We start from the raw sequence: 24,327 nt of genomic DNA on the forward strand, positions 1-24,327 counted from the left end.
CCAGTCACCCCGACACCGGACGCCTACCGCCTGGATGGAGGTTTCGAATGCCGAGCGAGAACACCGACGTCGTGGTCGTCGGGGCAGGCCAGGCCGGCGTGGCGATGAGCGAACACCTGAGCGCCCACGGCATACCGCACCTGGTACTGGAGCGGGACCGGATCGCCGAACGGTGGCGCACCGCCCGCTGGGACTCCCTGGTCGCCAACGGCCCCGCCTGGCACGACCGTTTCCCCGGGCTGGAGTTCGAAGGAGTGGACCCCGACGCCTTCGCCGGCAAGGAGCAGGTCGCCGACTACTTCGTCGCCTACGCGCGGAAGATCGGCGCCCCGGTCCGCTGCGGAGTCGAGGTCACGTCGGTCCGCAAACACGAGGGCCGCCCCGGCTTCCGGGTGGAGACATCGCAGGGCCCCCTCGACGCCCGCTTCGTCGTCGCCGCGACCGGACCCTTCCAACGCCCCCTGATCCCGCCGATCGTCCCGGACGGGGCGGCCCCCCTGCAGATCCACTCCCACGCCTACCGCAACCCGCGGCAACTGCCCGACGGCGCGGTCCTCGTCGTCGGCGACGGCTCCTCGGGCGTGCAGATCGCCGACGAGCTGCGCCGCTCCGGCCGCCGGGTCCTCCTCTCCGTCGGCCCCCACGACCGCCCGCCCCGCGCCTACCGCGGACGCGACTTCTGCTGGTGGCTCGGCGTGCTCGGACTCTGGGACGCGGAGACGCCGCCGCAGGGCGCCGAACACGTCACCATCGCCGTCAGCGGCGCCCGCGGCGGGCACACCGTCGACTTCCGCACCCTGGCCGCCGAGGGCATCGAACTCGTCGGCCTCACCTCCTCCTACGCGGACGGCGTGCTGCGCTTCGCACCGGACCTCGCGGACAACATCGCGGCCGGCGACGCCAAGTACCTCGCGCTGCTCCGGGCCGCCGACGCGTACGTCGAACGCAACGGTCTCGACCTGCCCGAAGAGCCGGAGGCCCACCTCCTCGGCCCCGAGCCGGACTGCGTGAAGGACCCCCGCCTGGAGCTGGACCTCGCCGAGGCCCGCGTCACCTCCATCGTCTGGGCCACCGGCTACGCCACCGACTACAGCTGGCTCCAGGTCGACGCCTTCGACGCGAACGGCCGCCCGTCCCACCGGCGCGGCGTGTCCACGGAACCGGGCGTCTACTTCCTCGGCCTGCCCTGGCAGTCCCGCCGCGGCTCGAGCTTCATCTGGGGCGTCTGGCACGACGCCCGCTACGTCGCCGACCACATCGCCATCCAGCGCGGCTACCTTGCGCACGGGACGGCCGGCCCGAGCAGCCTCAGGGCGCACGGCCGAGGCCGGTGAGCGAGAGCCACCGCAGACCGGTCACCGGCCCGCGGCGGCAGCCACTCCTCAGGCCCTCGTCACGGGCTCATCCCGGAGGCCTCGGCAATGCCGCGCAGGACTTCGTCCTCCTGATGGCGGCGCTCGCGGTCGCGGCGCAGCAGTTCGTGCAGTTCCTCCAGCCGCGCGGGGTCGGCGGCCGCGTCCGCGTCGACCAGGGCGCGGATGCCGTCGCCGAAATCGACCAGCTGCTTGTCCAGCTTCCCCGTGGTGAGGATGCCCATGATGGTCATCAACTCGCCCCGGACGGCATCGGTGGCGAACGGCTCGTCCTCGTCCGAGATCTCGGTCTCCCCCTGGCTCCGGCCGGAGGCCATGAAGTCGAAGACTCCCTTGATGAGCAGGCCCAGGACGCGGAACTCGTCCTCCGACAGCCGCAGCCGCAGGACGTCCAGGTACATGCGCAGCAGTTCGGTCCGCTCCAGGCCACCGTCGGATTCTTCTCCAGGTTTGCTCGCCATCCTGTGAGTCTGCCCCGGCGCCGGCCAGGGAACCCGCCTGCGTGGTGAGGCATGAGCGCACGGGCAGGAGCGCACGAGCCCGGCGGTGGGGCCGGGACGCCTGGGCCATTCGGTGGACATCCGTCCCGGAATCGCACAAGTGACTTGCTGCGATGCAAAGCTGACGGAGCGACAGGTTTCCCGGAACGGGAGGGCCGGATGAGCTACTGTCCCACCTGCAGGCGCCATACCAACGGAGCGCTCAGCTGCCCCGGATGCGGAATGCCCGCAAGAGAACTGGATCCGGACCTGCCGGAGAAGCCGCCGCCGGCATGGGCGGCCCAGGTCGCCGTCCGGATCATGCCGAGCATGGTCACCAGGCAGCCCCGCAGCCGCCAGGTCGCGCTGGCCGGCTTCTCCTTGGGCCTGCTGGCGGCCGGGCTGATCGGCGGCTGGGGTGTGGGCTCCGCGCTCGCGCCCACCCCGCCCAGCGGTGACGTGGCGCAGGCGGGCGCCGCCTCCCCTGACGTCTCCCCCGCCCCGGCGCCCCGGGGGCAGCGAGCCGGCGCGAGGGAGTCGGTGCTATCCCACACCGGAACAGGGACGGCCGCGGCACCCCTGCCCATGACGGTCACGGTCACGGTCAGCACGACGAGCATGCCGACCGCCGGTCCGGCGTCACCCTCTGCTTCACCGGCGCCGCAGTCCCCGCCGGAGTCGGCACCGACCTCCAGTGCCGCCTCGGACCCCACCTACAGCACCGCCTCGCCCGGCACCACCGTGCCGCCCTCGGCCAGCGCCTCCCCCACCGCCACCGGCGAGCCCGCCGGCACCCACCCGGGCCACGGCCGCGACCGCACCCGCCTCGAACCTGTGGAGGAGTGAACATCGGCCCTGCGGAACCCACGACCCGTCCTGGGGGCCGTGGGCCGCGGGCTCGCGGCCGGCAGTGATTTTTCCTTCGTCGCGGGCAGGCGATGGTCGTGGTGCTGCCGCACCGTCACTGTCCGAGCAGATCAAGGAGGTTGGTCGTGGAGAGCGGACTCTGGGACTGGACGCAGGCCGCCGGCTACGAGACGGGCATCGACCTCACCAGGTTTTCCGTCGAGGCCACCGACGACCGGATCGGCAAGATCGACAAGCACTCGAACGAGGCCGGCGCCGGTTACCTCGTCGTCGACACCGGTGTGTGGATCTTCGGCAAGCACGTGCTCCTGCCGGCCGGGCTGATCTCCTCCATCGACGTCGTCAACGAGGTCGTGCGCGTCGATCGGACCAGGGAGGAGATCAAGGCCGCACCCGAGTTCGACAAGGACCAGCACACCACGGACCCCGGCTACCACGCGCAGCTCGGTTCCTACTACCACCGTTACAGCGTCTGACGCGGTCGGCCGGGAGCCATGGGGCGGCGCCCCCAGGACTCCCGGCCGGGCCCCGCCGCCCGAAGCCTTACTCCGGCTGGAGCAACTGCGCCAGCCCGGCGTCCCAGTCCGCGACCCTGCCCTCCTCGCCGAAGGGGACGAGTACGGCGCTGGCCCGAACGAACTCCGCCAGCACGCTCGTGGCGATCCACAGGTGCGCACGTCCCTCGCAGCCGTGCAACTCGATGACGGTCACCGGTCCTTGGGGGCGGACGCGAACGTCGCCCAGGCCCGTCGGGCGGAACAGGCCCTCCCGCAGCAGGTCGCGGGCGAAACACCACACGGCCGGAGTCCCGGTGCCCGTGACGGTACCGGGGAAGCGGGCGACGACCTCGAAGGGTCGGTCCGCCCGGTAGCGCAGGCTCATCCAGCCGTGACCGCCGCCCTCCACCTCGAATTCGACCAGCCGCTTCACCGTGCTCCTCCCGACCCGTCTCCGTCGCGAACTGACGTCTCTCGTGCACCGTCTGCCCCATACCGTCGCTTGCAACGTCGACCGAACCGGTGAACTGCCACGCCCCGACTTCGTCCACCCCCGCAAGGACCTGTGCCCGCAGTCCGTCCCCCTCTGACGAAGGGATGTCCCGTGCCCGGCGACCGTGACCCGATCCTCCGCGCCCAGCTGACCGCCCATCACTTCCCCGCACCCGCGCAGCTGACCGCCGACGCGCTGCCGGACCTCGCTGCCCGCGCCCAGCGCATCCTGGACGAGGACGGCTTCCCGGCCGTCATCCAACTCGACTGCCACGCCGTGCAGATCGTCGACAGCATGGCCGTGGAGTTCCTGCACGGTCTGCACGTGGCCATGCGTCGATCCGACGTCCTGTTCGCCATCGGCCACCCGACGCAGGTGCTGTGCGACGCCCTCGCCGCCTGCGGCCCCCGGAACCTCACGCTGCTCACGGTGTAGGACGGCAGACGCCCGTCACGGGCACCCGAGTCGGGACGACAGAACGCCTGGGCGCCGAACGGGCCGGACCAGGTCCATCACCCGTGCCACCGAAGCCAGTTGGGCGCCGCACTCGTCGTCAGTTCGGGCCGAACGCCAGGGGCGGCCAAAGCCGCAGTTCGTTAAGAGTCTACGCGCATCTCCTTGCCCGGCCTTCCCGCTCGCGGCCACCATACGGATGGCACACATCTGTCCATGCACCGTCATGTGCGGAGGCGCATCGATGAGGAAGTGGAAGAAGAGATCGGCGAGTGTGGGCTTAGTCGCCGCCCTCGCCCTGGGCGGGGCCTCGCTGGCCACGGCCGAAGGGGGCACGCACCCCGCCAGCGGCGTCGGCTCCTGCACGCTCAGGGGTTGGAACCCGGCCACGAGCGCTCCGAACGCCAAGAGCCTGCCGCTCGGCAAGCGCCCGATGACCTACAAGCCGGACGACTTCGACTGCTCCGGCGCGAAGTTCGCGCCGCCCGGCGTCGAGTTCGCGAAGTTCCCGCAACCCAGGAACTTCTCCATCACCGACAAGAGCGTCGTACGGACGGTCGGCGGCCACCGGGTGGTCACGGCCAGCCCCACCGCGGCGGTGAACCCCCTGGCGCCGTACTTCCCGCCGTTCCAGCACTTCGTGGTCATCTACCGGGAGAACCACACCTTCGACGACTACCTCGGCGACTGCGCCACCACCGTCATCGCCGGCTGCAACGGACAGGTGCAGAGCACCAACCACATCAGCTCCGTGCCCTACCTGCACCAGCTCGCCAAGACCTACGCGCTGTCCGACTCGTACAGCACCGGCGTCCAGCCGCCCTCCGGACCCAACCACTGGTTCCTGTTCTCGGGCCAGTCCTCGTCCTCCAACCAGCAGCAGTCCTATCCCTCCACGGGAACCCAGTTCGACCGCTTCCTGCAGAGCGACAACGGTCCCTCCGACGAGGGCACCAACGCCTGTACCACTCCCTCCGGCACCAGCAGCGGCACCAGCCCCTACACGTTCGTCATGAACGGTGACATCTACTGGATGGTCAGCAGCGGCAGCGGGTACTGGAAGAACCCGGCCACCGGCAAGGCCGAGGTCCTGCCGCCGAACCGTCCCGGCACCTCGATCCCCGAGGAGCTGCACTACAACGAGTACACCTGCCAGAACCAGAGCATCCCCGACAGCACGGTCGCCTCGGACTACCTCAACTTCGTGAACCAGTACGGGATGCCGGCCTACAACTACGTGGAACTGTTCAACGACCACCCGGGGACCTACCAGGACGTCTCCGGCAACGACAGCGCGACCAACAGCATCGTCAGCTCGATCATGAGCAACCCGACGTACAAGGACAACACGCTGATCGTCGTCACCGAGGACGACACCCAGAACGGCAACAACGGCCCGGACCACGTCAGCAACACCTACCGCGTGCCGCTGCTCGTCATCGGGTCGCCGACCTACGTCAAGCAGCACTACCTCTCGCACGTGGCCTACACCACCGCGAACGTGATCGCGGCGATGGAGCGCACGATGCAGAACGTGCACTCCGGGGTCATCGACCCGAACGACAACCTGGGCTCGTCCACGTTCCCGATGACCACGGCCGACCAGGCCGCCCTCGGCGACCCCTTGGAGGACTTCTGGGTCCAGGGTTCGACGCCCCTGTCCGCCACCGCCACCGGATCGCCGACCACCGGCAACGCGCCGCTGACGGAGAACTTCACCGGTTCGGCCACCGGCGGCACGGCCCCGTACACCTACAGCTGGAACTTCGGTGACGGCACCACCAGCACGGCCCAGAACCCCAGCCACACCTACACCGCCGCGGGCACCTACACCGCGACGCTGACCGTCACCGACAGCGCCTCCCCCGCCCACACCGCCACGGCGCAGGTGACGACCACGGTCAACGCCGTCGGCAACCCGCTGGCGGCCTCCGCCTCGGCCACCCCCACCTCCGGCCAGGTGCCGCTGAGCGTCGCCTTCACCGGCACCGGCACCGGTGGCACACCCGGGTACAGCTACAGCTGGAACTTCGGTGACGGCGCCACCAGCACGGCCCAGAACCCCAGCCACACCTACAGCACCGCAGGCACCTACACCGCCACGCTGACCGTCACCGACAGCGCCTCCCCCGCCCACACCGCATCCTCGACCGTGACCATCACGGCCGATCCCATCGCGGCCACGGTGCCGGGCGCCCCGACCGGCCTGACCGCCACGGCCGGAACCGGGCAGGTCTCGCTCAGCTGGACGCCACCGGCCAGCAACGGCGGCGAGAACATCACCTCGTACAAGGTCTACCGCGGCACCGCGAGCGGCGGCGAGACACTGCTGACCAGCGGCGGCTGCAGTGGGCTGGGCGCGGTGACCTCCTGCACCGACACCGGACTGACGGCCGGTCAGACGTACTACTACACCGTCACCGCCGTGAACGGCGTCGGCGAGGGCGCGGCCGGCAACGAGGCTTCGGCCACCCCCACCGGCACCGGCTGCAAGGCCGGCCAGCTGCTCGGCAACCCCGGCTTCGAGAACGGCAGTTCGAGCCCCGCTCCCTGGACCGTGACCTCGACGCACAGCCCGGTCGAAGTCATCAACAGCAGCAGCTCCGAGCCGCCGCACAGCGGTACCTGGGACGCCTGGCTCAACGGCTGGGGCACCACCGACACCGACACCGTGGCCCAGACCGTCACGCTGCCCACCGGCTGCAGCAGCTACAGCTTCAGCTTCTGGCTGCACGTCAACACGGCCGAGACCTCCACGAGCAGCGCCTACGACACCCTCAAGGTGCAGGTCCTGAACAGCTCGGGGACCGTGCTCTCCACCTTGGCCACCTACTCCAACCTCAACCACAACACCGGATACACCCAGCACACCTTCAACCTGGGCGCGTACGCCGGGCAGAAGGTCACGCTGAAGTTCACCGGCGCCGAGGACTTCGAGTACCAGACCTCGTTCGTGCTCGACGACGCAGCGGTGAACGTCAGCTGAGTCCGATGATCTGACCGCCGATCGCGGACAGTCGGGTGGTGCACCGCGGTGCACCACCCGACGCCGCATCCGCAGCCGAAGGGCCGGGGGCCCGGCCTGCCGAGACGGCCGGCCCGCGCGCCCCGCTGAGGGAGGGATGGACGAATGGACGCACCCGTCGCGGTGAGGGCCCGCGGCATCACCAAGGTCTTCGGTGACGTCGTCGCACTCGACCACGTCGACGTGGAAATGACGCACGGTCAGATCCACGGCCTCGTCGGCCCGAACGGCGCCGGCAAGACCACGCTGCTCGGTCTGCTGCTCGGTCTGGCCACGGCCGACGAGGGCAGTCTGGAGATTCTCGGCACCCCGGTGGATCGCACTCCCAACGCGCCGGACGGCGTCTCCGGCTTCGTCGACGGCCCGGGCCTCTACCCCGCCCTGACCGCCAGGCAGAACCTCGCCACGCTCGCGGCCCTGCGCCCCGACGACACGACAGCCGCAACCGTCGAGGAGGCTCTGGAGGAGGTCGGCCTCACCCATGCCGCCGACGCCAAGGTCCGCGGGTTCTCCCTCGGCATGCGCCAGCGGCTGGGCCTGGCCGCGGCGCTGCTGACCCGACCACGCCTGCTGGTCCTCGACGAACCGTCCAACGGCCTGGACCCGGCCGGCAAGAAGCTCGTGCACAGCGTCCTGCGCCGGGTCGCGGGCGAAGGCACCGCCGTCGTCCTGTCCAGCCATCGGATGGACGACCTGGAGGCTCTCTGCTCCGAGGTCACCATCCTCGCCACCGGGCGCGTCGTCTTCTCCGGCCCGGTGAAGAAGCTCACCGACGACGTCCGCGAACTCGACTACCGGCTGCGCTCCACGGACGCGGACACCGCCCGTGCCCTCGCGGCCGACACGCCCGGCGTACGCGTCGTCGACGCCCACGACACCGCAGCGCCCACCGACAGCGAGGTGGTCGTGGTCCGCGCGGCCGCAGCAGCCCTGGACGAGCTCGTGGCGCGGATCGTGCGCGCCGACGTCGCGGTGCGCGAGCTGACCCCCGTCGTCCCACCGCTCGAAGCCGCGTTCCACGCCCTCACCCAGCAGGAGGCCGACCGATGACCTCGACCCTGACCGACAGCACCGCCGTCACGGTCAGGACCGGGACGTCGGCCGGACGGCCGGTCCCGGTGGCCCGGATCCTGCGGATGGAGCTGGTCAAGCTCTTCTCCCCCTGGCGGACACGCCTGCTGGTCCTGCTCTGCTGGCTCGGACCGGGGCTGCTGGTCTTCGGGATCGACCAGCAGAGCACCCTGCCGTCGGACACCCTCTTCGGCCGATGGATGCACGCCACCGGCTGGGCGGGCTCCCTGGTGGTACTCGGCGTCGCCGGCACCTGGGCGCTGCCCCTGGTCACCTCCCTGGTCGCCGGCGACGTGTTCGCCTCCGAGGACCGGCTGGGCACCTGGCGCCACCTGCTCGTCGCCGTCCGCTCGCACCGGCGGATCTTCGCCGCCAAGGCGATCGCCGCCCTCCTCGCGATCGGGCTGCTGGTGGCCGGACTGGCCTGCTCCAGTGCGGTCGGCGGACTGCTGGCAGCGGGCGACCAGCCTCTCGTGGGCCTCGACGGCCACCTGCTGACCGGCGGGGACGCGGCCATCGAGGTCCTGCTCGCCTGGGCCTGCGTGCTGGCCCCGACACTCGCCCTCGCGTCCATCGGACTCCTCGGGTCCATCGCCCTGGGCCGGTCCCCGCTCGGCCTGGTCCTCCCGGTCCTCGCCGCCCTCGGCATGCAGACCGCCCAGATGCTGCCGCTGCCCGTCGCGGTGCGCCTGGCGCTGCCCGGATACGCCTTCATCTCCTGGAACGGCCTCTTCACCGACCCCCAGCAGCTGGGCCCCTTGCTCATCGGTCTGGCCGTCAGCCTGGCGTGGGCGGTCCTCGCCACGGCACTGGCCTATGTCCTGTTCCTGCGCCGGGACTTCACCAACCTCAGCAACGACGGCTCCGGACGCAGGGCGCTGGCCCTGGGCGTCCTCCCACTCGCCGCCCTCCTGCTCGCGACGGCCGGCCTCACCGCCGTCGCCACCCGGGCACACGGTTCCGGCATCGACCAGGCCAAGATCCAACGGTCGGTGGCCACCGCGTTCACCCACCTGTACCCCCTGCAGCAGGCGCAGATGCACCAACCACCGGTCAGCGGAGCGGAACTGCACACCTCCGCCGTCTGCAGCAAGAGCGAGGGCCTCGGCCCCCAGCAGGGACCCGGCAACGACTGGCGCTGCACCGTCACTTGGACCGTCCCCGGCTACCGCGCCACCGCCCAGGCCGTCTACCAACTCGACGTCAGCGCCAACGGGCGCTACACGGCCGACGGGGACGGCCCCGTCCAGGTGAACGGCTACTTCCTGATCATCACCGACGGAAAGCCCGCACCCAACCCCCTCTGGCAGTTCGACGGCAACGTCGACCTGCTCCCGGACGCAAGCACTTCCTGATCCGAGGGCCCACGTCTCGGACACCCTGTAGTCAGATGATCACCCGACCGGTAACGTGCTCCTCGAACGCGCGGTTCCGAAGTCCAGCTACACCAGCAGTCCGAAGGACCAGGGCGGTCAACTCACCCCAGGGGCACCCACAATCGGGTACCCCGCGATCCCGGACAGGGAGCAGCATGGCAACCGGCACCGTGAAGTGGTTCAACGCCGAGAAGGGCTTCGGCTTCATCGCCCAGGACGGCGGCGGCCCCGACGTGTTCGTCCACTACAGCGCCATCAACAGCACCGGCTACCGCAGCCTGGACGAGGGCCAGCAGGTCGAGTTCGACGTCGAGCAGGGCCAGAAGGGCCCGCAGGCCGGCAACGTCCGCGCCCTCTGACGGTCTCTCAAGACCCCTGGGCCCGCCACGATCCCCGTGGCGGGCCCTTCGTCCCCGCCCGCAGGGTCCCGCGCGCGGGGCGTCCCTGCCCCGGCCGTACACTGCACGCCGTGACGAACCAGATTCGCTGCAGCCAGTGCGGCACCATCGGCCTCGAGCAGGGCTTCATAGAGGACAACGGCCAGGGCAGTCATGGCGACGCCCGCTGGGTGGCCGGTGCCCTCGAGCGCGGTCCCTTCGGCGGAGCCAAGCGCCTGGGACGGCAGCGCCTGCAGGTCGACGCCTTTCGCTGCCCGAAGTGCGGCCACCTGGAGCTCTTCGCCACCCAGGCCCCCTGACCTCCCGTCGGCCAACCGTGGGTCTGCCCGGCGCAGAACGCCCGCCGACGCGGGGAAGCATCCTTCCAGCGCCCTCGGGCGGAGGTGGGGGAGACAGCAGCAGGGGTTCGTCATCGGTTCCATCCGGGGAAGGTGGCGGCGCCGGACGCGCATGCGCAAGGGTGGCGACCATGCATCCCACGTTTCTCGATGACCTGCCCGCGCTGGTCGTGATCGACCTGCAGCAAGGGATTGTTGACGGTCCGAAGGCCCATCCGGTCGAAGACGTCGTCGCCCGCTCCGTCGCACTGGCCGAGGCGTTCCGCTCCCGCGGTCTGCCCGTCGTGCTCGTCAATGTCGCAGGAGGAGCCCCCGGGCGGACCGACTTCGACTACGGCGACGCGGACGACGAAGACGACGAAGACGTTGACGCGCAGGGCTGGATCGAGCTGCTGCCCCAACTCGGCGCCCAGCCGGGTGACCTGCGCGTGACGAAGACCAACTGGGGCGCCTTCACCAACTCCACGCTGCATGCCCAGCTCCAGGAGCGAGGCGTCACCCAGGTCGTGCTCACCGGCATCAACACGCAGATCGGCGTCGAGACGACGGCCCGCACGGCCTACGAACTCGGGTACAACGTGCTGCTCGTGACCGATGCGATGACAAGCTTCGACGCGACCGCACACCACCACAGCGTCGAGCACATCTTCCCCCGGCTCGGACAACGCACCACGGCCGCGGAGCTGCTGGGCGCTCTGGAAGGGCACCGACGCTGAAGCCCTCGCTGCCGCGTGGGCCCGCAACCCATCGCGCGCGGGTGGCGTAGCATCCCCATCGCAGTCGGGAGGGGATCATGAACCACGCCACGCACCCCCAGGTCGTCAGCGGCCTCGTCCTCGCAGCGGTCGCCGTGACCGGCGTGGTCCTGGGCCGTCATCAACTCCGTATGCGGCGCCTCTTCCTGGAGGCCGTCCCGCCACGGGCCGGGCATGCGGCGGTTCGCCGCGTGCTCGGCGTGTTCTGGCTGGTCGCCGGATCACTGGTCGCCGTCGCCGCGATCGCGGTGCTCGCCGCAGCCGTCGCCTGACGCGCGCGGCCCAGGGCGTCCTCCGCACCTTCTGACAACCGGCCGGTACCCACTCCGATCACACACGTGACAGGACGGAGCCGCTGATTGGCGGGCCGCGGGGCTACTCCGTCGCCTCCGGCTCCGCCCGGCCGGCGTCCCTGCCGGCGTTGTAGACGCGGCTGACGAAGTCGGCGGCCGTCTGCTGGTCGAGGTCGTCGGTGAGCCGCATCAGCTCGTTGGTGAAGCGCACGATCGGGTTGTCCATGAGATCAGCAGATTCCAGGTCCTGACGGTCCGCGCGCCGGATCCGTCCGATCGGCCCAACGGGGTGGGCATGGCCCTCAACGGCGTGATGAGCCGCCACAGCCGGATGAAGGTGATTCTCTCCCCCTGCCCCCCTGCATTCCCTCCCCGCCTCCCTGCCCGCCGCCGAACCACCTCCCGCCAGGCATCGCCCGTGTGACGACCCGTCAACCAGCAGCAGGGACACCCACCCCCGCCGCACCGGCCGCCTGGAAGGGCATGTGAAAGGATCACGGCGACCAGCCGGTCCTCGTGGAATCTGGTAGGAGAACGAATGCGTAGAAGCGCTGCCATAGTCGGCTGCTCGGCCGTGGTGTCCGTCCTGAGCGCCTGGCTCCCCGCGTCTGCTTCTGCCGCCCCGCAGCAAGCGGGAGCGACGACCCCGCCTCTGCACGTATGGAACACACAGGCCCAGGCGACCGGGACCCGCTCGGTCCGGCTGACGACCGACATCCAGGAGTCCCAGGTCTCCGGGCCCGGCACGCTGGTGGTCGACTGGGGAGACGGACAGCAGTCGACCCTCGACTACACGGACGACGCCAGTCGCTGGATGCCGGCCGCTTTCGCGCACAGCTACGCCCAGCCCGGCGTCTACACGGTCAAGGTGACCGCCTCCGAGGGGAACCAGACCGCCTCCCAGCAGGTCTCCGTGACGACCCGGGGCAGTGAGTTCTTCCCGGTCGGCCCGTCCCGGGTACTCGACACGCGAACCGGAAAGGGGACAGGCATCGCCGCGCGGGTGACCTCGGGTTGGACGGTCACCATCGACCCGGCCACCTTCCCCGGCCGCCCCAGCGGGCCGCTGTCGGCCGTCGTCCTGAACCTCACTGCCGTCACTCCGAGCGGGAACGGCTACGTGACCGCCTGGTCGGACATCTCCGGCAGCCGCCCGAGCAGCTCCAGCCTCAACTACCTTGCAGGTCAGACCAGGGCGAACACGGTCACCGTCCCGGTGGGTCCGGACGGGAAGATCCACCTGTACAACCAGGGCGGCACCGTCGACCTGCTCGCGGACGTCGAGGGCTACTACGCCGTCCAGCATGGGCAGGGCTACCACCCGCTCGTCCCGGTGCGCCTGCTGGACACCCGGACGGCCTTCAACGGCCGTGCCGCGGCGAAGGTCCCGGGCCGCGGCTCGACCACCTTCACCGTCGCGGGCACCTCGCACGTCCCGACACAGGGTGCCACCGCCGTCGCCCTGAACCTGACCGAGACGGGGTCCACCGCACCGGGCTTCGTCACCGCCTACCCGGACGGCACGGCGCTCCCGCAGGCATCGAACCTCAACTTCGGCGCCAGGCAGGACGTCCCCAACCTGGTCATCGTCCCCCTCGGCAAGGACGGCAAGGTGCGGTTGTTCAACGGCTCCGGCCGGGCCATCGACGTGGTCGCCGACATCGAGGGCTACTACACCTCCACGCCGGGCCTCGACTTCGTGCCCGCCCAACTGGCACCGGGCGGTCTGCCCACCACCAACCCGGCCCCGATCGCCGCGACCCGCATCCTGGACACGCGTACCGGCCTGTCCTGGCAGAACCACGTTCCGAAGGGACGCCTCGGGGCCCACAAGGCGCTGTCCATGCTCGTTCCCGCGTTCCTGAACGAAGACGCCCCCGCCCAGGCCCTCGTGCTCAACCTGACCACCGTCAACCCGGACGCCAACGGCTGGCTCTGGGTCGACTACCTCGACCAGTCCGCCGCGCAGGCGACCTCGGGCGCCAACTACGTTGCGCACCGGGCCGTGTCGAACGGCTTCATGGCCATCACCGAGGGAAACCCGCGCGGCATCGAGCTGTCGTTCGCGAACGTCTCCCCCGGCAGCACCGACCTGGTCGCGGACGTGGCCGGCTACTTCGCCTGATCCGCCCCGACACTCGGCCCGAGCCCGGGGCCCCACGCGGACCATCCCGGGCCCGGGCCGGGCGGGCCTGACGGCTCGGGGCCGGGAGGCTTCGGATCGCAGGACCGGGCACCTGGCCGCAGGCTGAGTGCATGACCGCACCCGACGAAGAACTCCTCGTCAAGATCACCAAGCAGGTCGACGGATCCTTCACCGCCAGCCCGCTCCACCCCCCTGGCCGCCACGACGGGCTCGGCAGGCCCTTCTCGCTGCCCAACTCGGCTGCCACGTAGGCGAATCCGGCGCGAAAGCGGACCGTGATGGCGTCCACATGGGGCCAGCGTGCGCGGGCGTGGCGGTTCAGACGCAGGCGCAGGTGGTGCCGCATCGACTCCGGGGGGTTCTTCGGCACGGGCCCATCCTGCCGCGTGGAGCGGCGACCCACGGGGGCCCTGGCACGATTCTCCACCATCGAAGGCCCTTGCGCGTTCCGGCCCCTGACACACGCCGGTGGGGCCGGGTATCCGTCGGCCGGGGCGCGCCCTTGCTGCCGTATTCTGCGAGGCATGACGCGCTACGTGGTCGACGCCAGGACCCTGGTCCACATCGTGTCAACCAGCCTGCAGGTCAACCCCGTTCATCAACTCGTCGCTCCCGGTCCGGTGCGCTCGCAGGCATTGTCCCTGCTGTTCGAGCAGGTCCGCCGCGGGGAACTCGACGAGGCCGAGGCGCTCCGGCTGCACGAACGCCTGACGGAGATCAAGATGCGCCTGCTGGGCGACCGCGTCTCGCGCCGCACGGCCTGGCGGATCGCCCGGGACCTGGGATGGGACACCCTCGGCGACGCCGAATACCTCGCGGTGACGCGCCTCCAAGCCGACGCACTGGTCACGATCGACGAGACCTTGGCCGCCCGGGCGGAGGGCATCGTTCCCCTGGCATCGCTGGACGCGCTGACCTCCACCTGACGCAGTGGCGGCAGCCGGGCCCGAGGCGCTGACGAGGCATCAGCGGCGGCCCCACGGGACTCGCGACGATCGCGGCTCCAACCCGCGGCGGCACCCGCCGTTCCCTCGCGCCTGCGCCCTGCCTCTTCGCCGGGCACGGCGCGGTTGCGGTGCTGAGCCCGCGTGCGTGGTCCATCCGCCCCGAGGCCGTTACAGTGCCAGCTCGACCGCGAGCGGCCGGTGGTCGGAGACCGGCATGAGCGGGGTGCCGATCCCACGCACGGCATCCCTGGGGACACCGGCTGCCAGCACATGATCGAACTGCACCCTGGGACGGTGCGCGGGGTAGGTGGCCGTGCGGGCCAGGTCCCGCCAGTTGCTGTCGTGTCCTCCTCGACGGGCGGTCTCTCCCCAGGCCGCCCCCGCGAGCAGCAGCCAGGGCACCGGCCCCGCCAAGTTGAAGTCCCCCAGCAGCACATGTGGCATCGGCAGGCCCGCGAGCCAGCGCCGGACCGCCTCCAACTGACCCACGTTCCATCCCGGGACAAAGGACAGATGCACCACTGCCACGGTGAAGGGCCCGCGTTCGCCCTCCACGACCGCGGCCAGGGCCGCCCGCGGCTGATCCGGTACGAAGGTCAGGCCGGAACGCCCCGCCACGCGCAACGGCAGTCCCACCGGTGCCGCCGTCAGCCGCCGTACGTACCACGCGCGTACCGGCAACCGCGTGACCAACGCGACTCCGTGCGAGGGAACGCCGGCTTCGACCCCGGAGCGGGGCCCGTACACGCGCAGCCCGGGCTCGGCCGGGTCGAGCACCCACCCCTTGCCCACGACGGCGCGGCCGTGCAGCGTCGACGCGTAGCGCCAGTCCGCCGCGCCCATCACCCGTGCCGCGACCGCCGCGTGGTCGACCCGCCCCGACCGGTCCTGGAAACGGTCCACCTCCTGCAGTGCCACGATGTCGGCGTCCAACGAGGCAAAGGCCCCCGCCAGCAACTCCTGCGCGGCCGCATCCGGCAGAGGAACCGGCCGCCCCGCCCGCACAGGCCGACCGTGCAGGATGTTGAACGTCGCGCACTTCACCCGCCCGAGGATATGCGGAGTCGCTGACAGCTCGTCAGTACCTGCTCGCCGTCAGGCGCACAGCGGCAGCCGTAGCCAATCGACCTGCTGTGCTGCTGCTTCCGCGACGGGATCCACCAACTGGGCAGCCCGCGCGGGACGGTTACGGAGGCCGACCCTTCCTCGCAGCGGTGACGCCCGTACAGTGCTCCCCGTGGACAAACGATCGGACCTGGTTCGCATTGCCGCTTCCGCTGCCGGGGTGGGCCTCGTCCTGGTGGGCTGCAGCGCTGCTCCATCGACGAGCAGGCCGGCTCCTGCGAGGCCGACGGTCAGCGCTTGGGCGTCTCCGACGAGATCGGGGCTGGCGCTGAACGTTCCCCTCTACCTGGACGACCTCCGCGGCCAGGCGGCGTTTCCCGGTCCGCAGCGCAGCCAGTTCAAAGACCTTTCGCCCAAGGCAAGTTCGGATGCGCGACTGGTGGCCGTCGGCCGCGAGGCCTGCACCCTGCTCCGGACGCGCCAACCGGCCGGCGTGATGGCCGCGTTGAAGTCCGCGGGCTGGTCGGGGCCGGAAGCAGTCGCCATCATCATCGGCGCGTCCCAGCCCGACGCGTTCTGCCCGGATCGCTACCACCTGGTCACCAGCTGGGTGCGACAGCAGATGCATTGGTGACCGCGATCGTCCTCTCCGGACCGTCGCTTCGGCGAGCGGCCCGCACGGCCCGGTGCAAGGATGCGAACGTTGGCCGGCTGCCGCAGTCGAGGGCTCCCCGGCCGGGGCCGCCGCCCCAGGCCGTGGGGCCCCCGCCACGCAATCCGCGGGCTACCGGAGGGAACTCCGAGGACTCCGACACCGGCCGGCAGCGCCGCACACCAGTAAGGAGTTCCCATGTCCAAGGTCACCGTCGGCGAGCAGAACGGCCAGCCGATCGAGCTGTACTTCGAGGACCACGGCACCGGGCAGCCGGTCGTCCTCATCCACGGCTACCCCCTCAACGGCCACTCCTGGGAGAAGCAGGAGCACGTGCTGCTGGAAGCCGGCTACCGCGTCATCACCTACGACCGCCGCGGCTTCGGCCAGTCCAGCCAGCCCACCACCGGCTACGACTACGACACCTTCGCCGCCGACCTCGACACCCTGCTCACCCACCTCGACCTCAACGACGTCGTCCTGGTCGGCTTCTCCATGGGCACCGGCGAGGTCACGCGCTACCTGGGCAGCTACGGCTCCGCCCGCGTGGCCAAGGCCGTCCTCATGGGCGCCGTCCCGCCGTTCCTGCTCAAGACCGATGACAACCCCGAGGGCGTCGACCAGTCCGTCTTCGACGGCATCAAGGCCGCCGTGGTCGCCGACCGCCCCGCCTGCTTCAAGGACTTCCTCGACAACTTCTACAACGTCGACGTCCTCGGCGGCACCCGCATCAGCGAGCAGGCATGGAACGCCAGCTTCAACGTCGCCGTCGCCGCCTCCGCGTACGCCTCCTACGCCTGCGTGGACACCTGGCTCACGGACTTCCGCGCCGACCTGCCCAAGATCGACGTGCCCACGCTCCTCATCCACGGCGACGCCGACCGCATCCTGCCGTACGAGGCCACCGCCAAGCGCCTGCCCGGCCTGATCAAGGACCTGGAGTTCGTCACCGTCGAAGGCGGCCCGCACAACATCGCCTGGACCCACCCCGACGTCGTCAACCCGGCGCTGCTGCAGTTCCTCGCCCGCTGAGCGCGGACAGTGTGTCCGGGAGCGCCCCGGCCCTCGCTTGGGCGGCCGGGGACGCTCCCGGGCGATCCGCCTGACGGGGCGTCACCTGCCGTGTGGGCGCGCCCCTCCGACGGCGTCCGCGCGCACCACCACGGATCCGTCGCTGACCGCCACCAGGGGGCTCCAAGGGCGCAATGGACGTCACCGCCGCTCATACGGGGGCGGCCAGGCCGGTCGACGCGTGCGGAAACGTTCCCGTCCCGTCGGAAGTTCTTACGCGCCGACCCGCCACAGACCGCGGGCGACGCCTTCCGCAGCGGGCGCTCCACGCGTCCGACGGCCGGGCCGCGCCGCCCCGGAGGCGGTCCTAGGCTGGAATCAGGCGCCGGACCGCAGGTCCGGCGTGCACCGGCTGCCCGGATGGAGGCGTGGCGGGTGGAGATGACCAGCAGGCAGGATGCGCCCACCGCCGTCGTCGTGGTGGACCCGAGCGGCAACGTGACCGGCTGGAGCGAGGGCGGCCGGCTGCTGCTCGGCTGGACGGCGTTCGAGAGGCTCGGCCGCCCGCTCGCCGACCTGCTGGTGAACCCCGCCCCAGGGGCGCTGGAGAACGGTGCCAACGGCTCGGGGCCGGGGGACTGCGTCCCCCTGCGCCATCGGGACGGCTCCGTCGTGAACGCCGTGCTCGCGGCGCACCCGCTCCAGGGCGCCGACGGGCGGCCGGCGGGCCGGGTCGTGACCGTGCAGCGCTGGGACCGCCGCCCCGTGATCGCCGACCGGGCCTTCGAGCAGTGCCCCTTCGCTCTCGGCGTCTACGATCCCGACCTGCGCTTCCTGTGGGTCAACGCGTCCGCGTGCCGGGTGATGGCGCACTCGGAAGAGCAGGTCCTCGGCGAGAAGTACCGCGAACTCTTCCCCGAGCTCGACGACATGGCGTACACCAGCCGGCTCTCCGAGGTCGCCCGGACGGGTGAGCCCGCCCGGCTCATCACGATCTTCCGCCCGCTCGGCAGCAACTACGCCAACGCCTGGGCCACCAGCATGTGGCCCGTCCGGGACGAGGAAGGCAGGATCCGGGCGGTCGCCAACTGGGGCTTCGACATGAGCGCCGAGTACTGGGCCCGGCAGCGGCTGCTCCTCCTGGGCGAGGCGAGCAAGGGCATCGGCAAGACGCTCGACGTGATCAGCACCGCGGCGGAACTGGCGCAGGTCTCGGTCCCCGGATTCGCCGACCGGGTGACCGTCGACCTCTTCGAGGAAGTGCTCCGCGGCGACGAGCCGCCCCTGTCCTCGGCGTTCACCGTGGACGGTACCGTCACGCTCAGGCGGGCCGGCCACTACGGGGCGAGGGAGGGCGCCAGCCGGCGTTCCGAGCCCGCGTCGGTCCACTACTCCCCCAACTCCGTCGCGGTCCGCTGCATGGCGTCGGGCCGGTCGACCGTGCACCTCGCCGCCGAACCCGGTCCCGGCGGCGAGTGGGGCTTCGGCCCCGGACTCGCAGCCGACCCGGCGCACTGGCCGCCGGGCAACCCGGTGATCGACAAGACCATCGCCGCGAAGGGCCTGACCGGCCGGATCACCGTCCCGCTCCGGGCACGCGGCGCGCTGCTCGGGGTAGTGACCTTCGCCCGCAGCGACCGGCCCGAGAGCTTCACCGCCGACGACCTGATCCTCGCCGAGGAGCTGACCGCCAAGGCCGCCGTCGCCCTGGACAACGCCCGCCGCTACACACGCGAGCACACGACCGCGCTGACCCTGCAGCGCAGCCTGCTGCCACGGCGCCTGCCTCACCAGGACGCCATCGAGGTCGCCTCCCGCTACCTGCCCGCCGACGCCGACACCGGAGTGGGCGGCGACTGGTTCGACGTCATCCCGCTGTCCGGCGCCCGCGTCGCCCTGGTCGTCGGTGACGTCGTCGGCCACGGACTGCACGCCTCCGCCAGCATGGGCCGGCTGCGCACGGCGGTCCGGACGCTGGCCGACGTGGACCTGCCGCCGGACGAACTCCTGACGCACCTGGACGACCTGGTCCTGCACGCGCCCGACGACCTGCAGCCCGAAGGGCACTTCGAGGACACCGGCGAGTCCGGTGCCACCTGCCTGTACGCGGTCTACGACCCGGTCTCCCGCCGCTGCGCGCTGGCGAGCGCCGGCCACCCGGCACCGCTGGTCATCGCGCCGGACGGCACCGTGACGCCGGTGCCCGCCCACGCGGGTCCGCCGCTCGGCATCGGCGGACTGCCCTTCGAGGCGGTCGAGCTCGAACTGGCGGAGGGCAGTCTGCTCGCCCTCTACACCAACGGCCTGCTGGAGAGCCGCGGCCGTGACGCCGACCGGACCGGCGAACTCGTCGAGGTCCTGCGCAGGCCCGCCGCCTCGCTGGAGGCCCTCTGCGACACCGTGACGGCCACGCTCCTGCCCCAGCACCGCACCGACGACGCGGCCCTGCTGCTCGCTCGCACCCACGCCCTGGCCGGCGACCACGTGGCCACCTGGGACATCGAGCCCGACGTCGCGCAGGTGCCGCAGGCCCGGGCCGTGGCCATGGAGACCCTGGCCGCCTGGGGCCTCGACGAAGCGGCCTTCGTCACCGAACTGGTCGTCAGCGAGCTGGTCACCAACGCCATCAAGTACGGCGAGCCGCCGATCACGCTGAGGCTGATCCGCGACACCTCCTTGATCTGTGAGGTGTCCGACGCCAGCGACACCAGCCCGCACCTGCGCCGGGCCCGCGCCTTCGACGAGGGCGGCCGCGGCCTGCTGCTCGTCGCCCAGCTGACCCAGGGCTGGGGCACCCGGCACGGCACCAACGGCAAGACCATCTGGTGCGCGCAGCCCCTCGACACGCCCTGACGCGTCCTCAACCACCTTGACCCGCCCGGCCCCGACGGCGGCCGGACAAGGATTTCGCGGCGCGGCAACCTTTCCCGGCGCGGCGGCAACTGAGGGGTGAACCGCCGACCCGACGACCGAATGGACGGGCATGAAGGCCACGACGCACGCCGCTCCACAGCCGGACCGCAGCCGCCGACCGAGCTCCCCCCGCGGTTCAGAAGCGCACGCCGCCCGGAACACCGCCGCCCCGTTCACCCGGTGTTGACCGGCCCGCCGCTCTCCCGTCACCGCTGCGCAGTGCGGGCCCCCGTGGGTCCGGACGTGGTCCCGGAGCTTGTTATGCTGCGCCCTCTTGTTAACGCGCACACCGTGAGGAGGACGACCGGGGACATGCTCCTCGATGACACGTCCGCGGAGTTCAACGACTTCTTCGAACGCCACTACAAGGAACTCGCCCGCCTCGCCCACCTGTTGACAGGTGAGACCGACGCCGCCGACGACATCGCCGCGGACGCGCTGGTCGCCCTGTGGCAGCGCTGGGACCGGCTGCGCAAGGCGGACCATCCGCTCGCCTACGCCCGCGGCGTGGTGGCCAACATCGCGCGCGAGCGGATCCGCAGCACGGTCCGCGAGCGCCGCCGGATCGCGCTGTTCTGGTCCCGCAGCCCCGAGACGGTGGAGGGGCCCGACGTGGCGGCCGTGCTGGACGTCCGCGCGGCACTCGTCCGGCTGCCGTTCCGCAAGCGGGCGTGCGTCGTGCTGCGTCACGCCTTCGACCTGTCGGAGAAGGACACCGCGGCGGCGCTGGGCATATCGGTCGGGACGGTCAAGAGCCAGACCTCGAAGGGAATGGCCGAGCTGGAAGGGATACTTGGCGCACGAGCGGTCGGGGACCTGGTGGCCGGGAGGAGGAACCGATGAGCGAGGAGATCGCCCGACGGCTGCGCGAGGCCGCCGAGGCCCGGCAACCGGACCGGGACCGGATCGCCGCCCGCGTGCGGCGCGGCGCGGCGGGCCCTGTCGTTCGGCACCGCGCCCGCCCGTTCGCGAAATCGGGCCTGCGGGCCCTGGCCACCCTGGGCGCCGTCGGCGTCCTGGCGACCGGTGGCCTGGCGGTCGCCGACATCATCCACATCTCTCCGGCTCCGAAGCGGCCGGCTCCTGTGCAGCCGGCGCCGACTCTGGCCGCGCCGTGGTCCGCGTCGCCGTCGCGGACGCCTTCGGCAACGCCCACCGATCCGGCTGTCGTCCTGCCCACCGCCCCCAGCACCGCGCACTCGACTCCCCCGGCCGCCGACCAGACCCGCAACGGGCCGCTGTGGTCGGTCGGTTCGGTGGATCCGGGCAGCACGGTGTACTGGGCGCAGAGCGATCTCTCCCTGCGGACCACCCAGCCGCTCACCGCCCTCACCGTGGAACTGCGCATCGCGCAGACCGGCGACGTGCGCAGTACCGGCTACTGGCAGACGCTGCCCGGCGCGGACTTCACCGTCACCGTCCAGCAGGTCGGCGCGACGCTGGTCTACCGCTGGATGCTCAAGCCCGGCTCCACCGTGCCGGCCGGACAGCACAGGTTCGCCGCCCAGTTCAACCACGCCACCGGCGTGCGCAACCCGGCGGGTGACGCCTACCGGGTCGACGCGCAGGCGCCCGGCGGACCCGCGTCGGTCTCGGGGCGGTTCACCGCAACGCGCTGAACACCACCGAGCGGTGGGGCGGCCCGCCTCGGGCTCCCCACCGCTCGGTCCTGCCGTCGAGGCCGGGCGCGTGACCGGCTCCCGCCTGCCGTGGCTGACGAACCGACGGCCCCTCAGGCGGACTGAGGGGCCGTCAGGCGTCCGTCCGACGCGGTCGGACCGGGACGGGTGGCGGCGCCGCTCATCCCCACGCACGCGACGCGGAGCAGCGCGACGGGCGCAGGCCCGTGGCCAGTCGGCCCGTCGGCCGGCCAGGACGGCCGGCAGGGCCAGGCCGGAAAGCGAGCCGGCGGTGGGCTCCGGAACCTCGCGGAGCCCACCGCTTCCCCGTCAGCCGATGGTCCAGTGCTGGTTCGACTGGCCGTTGCAGGTCCACAGTTCGACCGGTGTGCCGTCGGCCGTCGCGGCGCCGGTCACGTCCAGGCAGAGGCCGGACTGGACCCCGGTGATCGTGCCGTCGCCGTTGACCAGCCACTGCTGGTTCGACTGCCCGTTGCAGGGCCAGACGATCACTTTGGTCCCGGGGCTCGTGCCCTGTCCGCTCGCGTCGAGGCACAGCTGCGAGCTGCCCGAGTAGACGGTCAGCTGACGCGATCCGTCGTGCGTGAAGGTCTGGTTCGCCCCGCCGGTGCAGGCGCTGATGTCCAGCTGGGTGCCCGCCGCCGTCGAACTACCGGGAACGTCCAGGCACTTGCCCGCGCCGACGGCGTGCACCGCCCCGGTGACCGAGCCGCCACCGCTGCTGGTGCCGCCCGCCACGCGGAACATCACCGTGCCGTGGCCGGGGACCGACGCGCTGATCGTGTTCGTCGTGGTCGAGGTGGCCCCCGTCCACAGATCGGTCAGGGTGTAACTGCTCGCACCGCTCTTGCCGATGGCGCCGACCGTCGTGGAGATCGTGGCCGTGCCGCTGTTCTCGTTGAACAGCGCGACCGCGACGTCCCCGTTGGCGAGCGGCTTCGCCAGCACGTCCAGGCCGCCGGACGAGGAGACCTCGGTTCCCTGCTTGCCCAGGGAGTCCTGGTCCACCGCGATGACACGGGAGTTGGTGAGGATGCCCAGCGTGGTGGCGCTCGCGTTGGCGATGTTGGTGCCGGAGATCAGCGGCGCCGCCATCTCGGCCCAGAGGCTGAACTCGCTGCGGTCCTCGGTGGCGGACATGCCGTTGCCGACCTCCAGCATGTCCGGGTCGTTCCAGCCGCCGCGGCCCGCGTAGGACGCCAGGCCCACGTTGCTGTGGAAGATCGAGAGCATGCTGCCGAAGCTGGCGTTGATGTCCCCGGTCGTGCGCCAGCTGTTGCCGACGCCGGCACCCCAGGTCCACACGTTCTCCTGGCCCCAGTTGCAGAGGCTGAACAGGATGGGGCGCCCGGTCGCCGACAGGGCGTCACGCATGGTGGTGTACCGGGTCTTGGCGCTGATCCCCTGGTTGTTGCAGTTGTCGTACTTCAGGTAGTCCACACCCCACGAGGCGAACGAGTTCGCGTCGGTCGTCTCGTGGCCGAGGCTGCCCGGGTACCCGGCGCAGGTGGCGGTGCCGGCGTCCTCGTAGATGCCGAGCTTGAGACCGAGGGAGTGGACGTAGGCGGCGGTCCCCGAGATGCCGTCGGGGAACTTGGCCGGGTCGGGCACGAGGCGTCCGGCGGAGTCGCGGCTCTTGGTCATCCAGCAGTCGTCGATGTTGACGTACTGGTAGCCGGCGGCCTGCATGCCGTTGTTGTGCATGGCCAGCGCCGTCGACTCGATCAGCGACTCCGAGACGTTGCAGCCGTACGCGTTCCAGTCGTTGAAGCCCATCTGCGGCGTCAGGGCCAGGGAGTTGTCCAGCGCCTGGGCGGGCTGGCCCGTGCCGAGGCCGAGCAGCGGGGCGGCGGCCAGGGCGAGGACCGCGGCGAGCGAGCGCAGTCGGAAGCGGTTCGGGGGCTTGGCGTGAGTGCGGGACCTACTGGTCAACTGGTGCTCCCGTCAGGTGGGGTGCCGTGGCCGGGCAGGGGCGCGCCCGGCCACGGCACGATCGGGGTGGTCGGCTCAGTACCGCTCGGGGAGCCCTAGCCGAGGGTCCACTGCTGGTTGGACTGGCCGTTGCAGGACCACAGTTGGACCAGTGTGCCGTTGGCGGTGGCACCGCCGCTGACATCGAGGCACAGGCCCGACTGGACGCCGGTCACCGTTCCGTTGGCGTTGAGGTTCCACTGCTGGTTGGGCTGTCCGTTGCAGGGCCAGGTGATCGCCTTGGTGCCGTTGGCGGTGCCCTGCCCGCTGGCGTCCAGGCACAGCGTGGTGCCGGACTCGGTGACGGTCAGCTGTCCGGTGGAGGTGTGCGTCCAGACCTGGTTGGCGCCGCCCCAGCAGTCGTAGATCTGCACCTGCGTGCCCGCCGTCGTGGACGCGTTGGGCACGTCCAGGCACCGGCCCGCGCCGACCGCGCGAAGGGCCCCGGTGACGGTGCCGGAGGTGCTGGTGCTGTAGCCGGCGGCGGTGATGTTGGCCTGGACCGAGTTCTCCGTGGCGTCGGACGGGTAGCCGGAGGTCATCACGCCCTCGTAGAAGGTGCCG

The 24,327-nt window shown here is 71.4% G+C and carries 25 protein-coding genes; 19 read left to right on the forward strand and 6 right to left on the reverse strand.

Features of this window, described 5'->3' with window-relative positions; translation table 11 throughout:
* Nucleotides 1–47 precede the first annotated feature (47 nt).
* Nucleotides 48–1,334 carry a flavin-containing monooxygenase gene (locus tag ACFP3V_RS10820; protein WP_380582410.1) on the forward strand — a complete coding sequence of 429 codons (1,287 nt, stop codon included), beginning with the start codon at nt 48–50 and terminating at the stop codon, nt 1,332–1,334.
* A gap of 59 nt (nt 1,335–1,393) precedes the next feature.
* Here the strand turns inward: ACFP3V_RS10820 and ACFP3V_RS10825 are convergent, their stop codons facing one another.
* Nucleotides 1,394–1,834: a hypothetical protein gene (locus tag ACFP3V_RS10825; RefSeq protein ID WP_380582412.1), complete on the reverse strand. Its 441-nt coding sequence runs from the start codon at nt 1,832–1,834 to the stop codon at nt 1,394–1,396.
* Nucleotides 1,835–2,095: 261 nt separating this feature from the next.
* On the opposite strand from ACFP3V_RS10825, the gene ACFP3V_RS10830 reads away from it, so the two are divergent.
* Nucleotides 2,096–2,698 carry a hypothetical protein gene (locus tag ACFP3V_RS10830; RefSeq protein ID WP_380582414.1) on the forward strand — a complete coding sequence of 201 codons (603 nt, stop codon included), beginning with the start codon at nt 2,096–2,098 and terminating at the stop codon, nt 2,696–2,698.
* A gap of 146 nt (nt 2,699–2,844) precedes the next feature.
* Nucleotides 2,845–3,195: a PRC-barrel domain containing protein gene (locus ACFP3V_RS10835; protein ID WP_380582416.1), complete on the forward strand. Its 351-nt coding sequence runs from the start codon at nt 2,845–2,847 to the stop codon at nt 3,193–3,195.
* 67 nt (nt 3,196–3,262) lie between these two features.
* On the opposite strand, the gene ACFP3V_RS10840 is transcribed toward ACFP3V_RS10835, so the two are convergent.
* Nucleotides 3,263–3,649, reverse strand: a complete 387-nt coding sequence (locus tag ACFP3V_RS10840; protein WP_380582418.1) for an SsgA family sporulation/cell division regulator — start codon at nt 3,647–3,649, stop codon at nt 3,263–3,265.
* 171 nt (nt 3,650–3,820) lie between these two features.
* On the opposite strand from ACFP3V_RS10840, the gene ACFP3V_RS10845 reads away from it, so the two are divergent.
* The 8 genes from ACFP3V_RS10845 (at nt 3,821) to ACFP3V_RS10880 (ending at nt 11,397) form a co-directional block, all read left to right on the forward strand.
* Nucleotides 3,821–4,144 carry a hypothetical protein gene (locus ACFP3V_RS10845; RefSeq protein ID WP_380582420.1) on the forward strand — a complete coding sequence of 108 codons (324 nt, stop codon included), beginning with the start codon at nt 3,821–3,823 and terminating at the stop codon, nt 4,142–4,144.
* A 262-nt stretch (nt 4,145–4,406) separates the two neighbouring features.
* A complete protein-coding gene (locus ACFP3V_RS10850; protein ID WP_380582422.1) occupies nt 4,407–7,148 on the forward strand; it encodes a PKD domain-containing protein in 2,742 nt (913 codons plus the stop codon).
* A 144-nt stretch (nt 7,149–7,292) separates the two neighbouring features.
* Nucleotides 7,293–8,237 (forward strand): ABC transporter ATP-binding protein, encoded by a 945-nt coding sequence (locus ACFP3V_RS10855; protein WP_380582424.1) that lies wholly within the window; start codon nt 7,293–7,295, stop codon nt 8,235–8,237.
* Complete coding sequence (locus tag ACFP3V_RS10860; protein WP_380582426.1) at nt 8,234–9,613, forward strand: ABC transporter permease; 1,380 nt, start codon at nt 8,234–8,236, stop codon at nt 9,611–9,613. Before ACFP3V_RS10855 ends, ACFP3V_RS10860 begins: the two co-directional genes overlap by 4 nt.
* A gap of 176 nt (nt 9,614–9,789) precedes the next feature.
* A complete protein-coding gene (locus ACFP3V_RS10865) occupies nt 9,790–9,993 on the forward strand; it encodes a cold-shock protein (protein ID WP_380582428.1) in 204 nt (67 codons plus the stop codon).
* Between the two features lie 110 nt (nt 9,994–10,103).
* Entirely contained in the window at nt 10,104–10,331 is a 228-nt protein-coding gene (locus tag ACFP3V_RS10870) for a hypothetical protein (RefSeq protein WP_380582430.1), read from the forward strand.
* A gap of 170 nt (nt 10,332–10,501) precedes the next feature.
* Nucleotides 10,502–11,086 carry an isochorismatase family protein gene (locus ACFP3V_RS10875; RefSeq protein ID WP_380582432.1) on the forward strand — a complete coding sequence of 195 codons (585 nt, stop codon included), beginning with the start codon at nt 10,502–10,504 and terminating at the stop codon, nt 11,084–11,086.
* 77 nt (nt 11,087–11,163) lie between these two features.
* Nucleotides 11,164–11,397, forward strand: a complete 234-nt coding sequence (locus ACFP3V_RS10880; protein WP_380582434.1) for a hypothetical protein — start codon at nt 11,164–11,166, stop codon at nt 11,395–11,397.
* A gap of 103 nt (nt 11,398–11,500) precedes the next feature.
* Here the strand turns inward: ACFP3V_RS10880 and ACFP3V_RS10885 are convergent, their stop codons facing one another.
* Nucleotides 11,501–11,644 carry a hypothetical protein gene (locus tag ACFP3V_RS10885; protein WP_380582436.1) on the reverse strand — a complete coding sequence of 48 codons (144 nt, stop codon included), beginning with the start codon at nt 11,642–11,644 and terminating at the stop codon, nt 11,501–11,503.
* Between the two features lie 312 nt (nt 11,645–11,956).
* On the opposite strand from ACFP3V_RS10885, the gene ACFP3V_RS10890 reads away from it, so the two are divergent.
* The 3 genes from ACFP3V_RS10890 to ACFP3V_RS10900 all read left to right on the forward strand — a co-directional run bounded on the left by ACFP3V_RS10890 (nt 11,957) and on the right by ACFP3V_RS10900 (nt 14,490).
* Nucleotides 11,957–13,543 (forward strand): hypothetical protein, encoded by a 1,587-nt coding sequence (locus ACFP3V_RS10890; RefSeq protein ID WP_380582438.1) that lies wholly within the window; start codon nt 11,957–11,959, stop codon nt 13,541–13,543.
* Nucleotides 13,544–13,674: 131 nt separating this feature from the next.
* Nucleotides 13,675–13,815 carry a hypothetical protein gene (locus ACFP3V_RS10895; protein WP_380582440.1) on the forward strand — a complete coding sequence of 47 codons (141 nt, stop codon included), beginning with the start codon at nt 13,675–13,677 and terminating at the stop codon, nt 13,813–13,815.
* Between the two features lie 273 nt (nt 13,816–14,088).
* Complete coding sequence (locus tag ACFP3V_RS10900; protein WP_380582442.1) at nt 14,089–14,490, forward strand: type II toxin-antitoxin system VapC family toxin; 402 nt, start codon at nt 14,089–14,091, stop codon at nt 14,488–14,490.
* A 189-nt stretch (nt 14,491–14,679) separates the two neighbouring features.
* On the opposite strand, the gene ACFP3V_RS10905 is transcribed toward ACFP3V_RS10900, so the two are convergent.
* Nucleotides 14,680–15,555 carry an endonuclease/exonuclease/phosphatase family protein gene (locus tag ACFP3V_RS10905; RefSeq protein ID WP_380582444.1) on the reverse strand — a complete coding sequence of 292 codons (876 nt, stop codon included), beginning with the start codon at nt 15,553–15,555 and terminating at the stop codon, nt 14,680–14,682.
* 193 nt (nt 15,556–15,748) lie between these two features.
* Here ACFP3V_RS10905 and ACFP3V_RS10910 point away from each other — a divergent pair, with 193 nt between their 5' ends.
* The 5 genes from ACFP3V_RS10910 to ACFP3V_RS10930 all read left to right on the forward strand — a co-directional run bounded on the left by ACFP3V_RS10910 (nt 15,749) and on the right by ACFP3V_RS10930 (nt 21,771).
* On the forward strand, nt 15,749–16,210 hold the full coding sequence (locus ACFP3V_RS10910; protein WP_380582446.1) for a DUF732 domain-containing protein: 462 nt from the start codon (nt 15,749–15,751) through the stop codon (nt 16,208–16,210).
* A 216-nt stretch (nt 16,211–16,426) separates the two neighbouring features.
* Nucleotides 16,427–17,260 (forward strand): alpha/beta fold hydrolase, encoded by an 834-nt coding sequence (locus tag ACFP3V_RS10915; RefSeq protein WP_380582448.1) that lies wholly within the window; start codon nt 16,427–16,429, stop codon nt 17,258–17,260.
* Nucleotides 17,261–17,680: 420 nt separating this feature from the next.
* Nucleotides 17,681–20,092 (forward strand): SpoIIE family protein phosphatase, encoded by a 2,412-nt coding sequence (locus ACFP3V_RS10920; RefSeq protein WP_380582450.1) that lies wholly within the window; start codon nt 17,681–17,683, stop codon nt 20,090–20,092.
* Nucleotides 20,093–20,464: 372 nt separating this feature from the next.
* On the forward strand, nt 20,465–20,995 hold the full coding sequence (locus ACFP3V_RS10925) for a SigE family RNA polymerase sigma factor (protein WP_380582452.1): 531 nt from the start codon (nt 20,465–20,467) through the stop codon (nt 20,993–20,995).
* Entirely contained in the window at nt 20,992–21,771 is a 780-nt protein-coding gene (locus ACFP3V_RS10930; protein ID WP_380582454.1) for a hypothetical protein, read from the forward strand. The genes ACFP3V_RS10925 and ACFP3V_RS10930 overlap by 4 nt, the downstream gene beginning before the upstream one ends.
* 330 nt (nt 21,772–22,101) lie before the next feature.
* On the opposite strand, the gene ACFP3V_RS10935 is transcribed toward ACFP3V_RS10930, so the two are convergent.
* On the reverse strand, nt 22,102–23,676 hold the full coding sequence (locus tag ACFP3V_RS10935) for a glycoside hydrolase family 27 protein (protein ID WP_380582460.1): 1,575 nt from the start codon (nt 23,674–23,676) through the stop codon (nt 22,102–22,104).
* A gap of 143 nt (nt 23,677–23,819) precedes the next feature.
* Nucleotides 23,820–24,327, reverse strand: a 508-nt coding sequence (locus ACFP3V_RS10940; RefSeq protein ID WP_380582456.1) for an RICIN domain-containing protein, incomplete at its 5' end; no start/stop codon positions are given.

It is taken from the genome of Streptacidiphilus monticola, from assembly GCF_042658505.1.
Classification (GTDB): domain Bacteria; phylum Actinomycetota; class Actinomycetes; order Streptomycetales; family Streptomycetaceae; genus Streptacidiphilus; species Streptacidiphilus monticola.